Origin of the sequence: Thermomonas sp. LB-4 (genome assembly GCF_036409385.1) — a bacterium.
Classification (GTDB): domain Bacteria; phylum Pseudomonadota; class Gammaproteobacteria; order Xanthomonadales; family Xanthomonadaceae; genus Thermomonas.
Window position 1 is genome coordinate 1 of sequence record NZ_JAXOFT010000054.1, and the last position, 1412, is coordinate 1412.

Consider the following 1412-nt stretch of genomic DNA (forward strand, 5'->3'; position numbering starts at 1 on the left):
GAGTAACGCGCGAAAGTTGGTGATGCCCTGAGGGGCGGCATATCATGGCGGTGTTCAGACGCCGTCAATTCTCAGCCGAGAAAGGGATATGCCACATGTCGGAGACTACCATCAGCACGCTGCCCGATCCATCGGGGTTTTCGCCGGATCCGCTGACGGACCTCATCCGGGAGGGTGCGCGCAAGCTGATCGAACAAGCGGTTGAGGCCGAGCTGGCAACGCTCCTCGCCGCGTTCGCTGAGGAAAGGCTCGATGACGGTCGGGCCAGGCTGGTGCGGCACGGACATTTGCCGGAGCGCGAAATCCTGACCGGGATCGGTCCGGTCGCCGTGAAGGTGCCGCGGGTGCGGGATCGCAAGCCGGGAGCGGAGAGGATCTCCTTCACGCCCAGCATCCTGCCGCGCTACCTGCGCAAGGCCAAATCGGTCGAGGAACTGCTGCCCTGGCTCTACCTCAAGGGGGTCTCCACCGGCGATTTCGGCGAGGCGCTGGCCGCCCTGCTGGGGCCGGACGCCAAGGGCCTGTCGGCCAAGACCGTCACCCGCCTGAAAGCCAACTGGTGGTCCGAATACGAGGCTTGGGAGAAGCGCGACCTCGGAACCCGACGGTTCCTCTACATCTGGGCCGACGGTGTCTACTTCAAGCCGCGTATGGCCGAGGAAAAGCAATGCGTTCTGGTCATCGTCGGGGCGGATGAATACGGCCGGAAGGAACTGCTGGCCATGACCGACGGCTTCCGCGAGAGCACCCAGAGCTGGCGCGAGGTGCTGCTCGATCTCAAGCGGCGCGGCCTCACGCAGGATCCCAAGCTCGCGATCGGCGACGGTGCCCTCGGCTTCTGGACGGCCCTGCGCGAAGTCTTCCCCACGACGCAGGAGCAGCGGTGCTGGCTGCACAAGACCATGAACGTGCTGAACGCGCTGCCGAAATCGGCGCAGGCCAGGGCCAAAGGACACCTGCACGACATCTGGCAGGCAGGGCCAAAGGACACCTGCACGACATCTGGCAGGCCGGGACAAAGGCCGAAGCCAACGTCGCCTTCAACTTCTTCGTCGAAACCTACGGCGTGAAATGGGACAAGGCGGTGGCCAAGCTGGTCAAGGACCGGGACGCGCTGCTGACCCTCTACGACTATCCGGCCGAGCACTGGAAACATATCCGGACGTCAAATCCGATCGAGAGCACCTTCGCCACCGTCCGGCACCGCACCCGGCGAACCAAGGGCTGCCTGAGCCGAAAGACCGGGCTCGCCATGGCCTTCCGGCTGATGATGTCGGCGCAGAAGAAATGGCGGAGGCTCGACGGCCGGAACCGCCTGCCGGAGGTCATCAGCGGGGTTGAGTTCCGCGACGGCGTCCGCCACATTCAAGCTGCCGCCTGATCAAGCGTCACCAACTTTCGAGCATATCTCT

At 64.4% G+C, this 1412-nt stretch carries 1 pseudogene; it reads left to right on the forward strand.

What is annotated here, in order from left to right:
• Positions 1 to 95 precede the first annotated feature (95 nt).
• Positions 96 to 1381 (forward strand): annotated as a pseudogene (locus tag SPK54_RS13575) (IS256 family transposase).
• Positions 1382 to 1412: the final 31 nt, after the last annotated feature.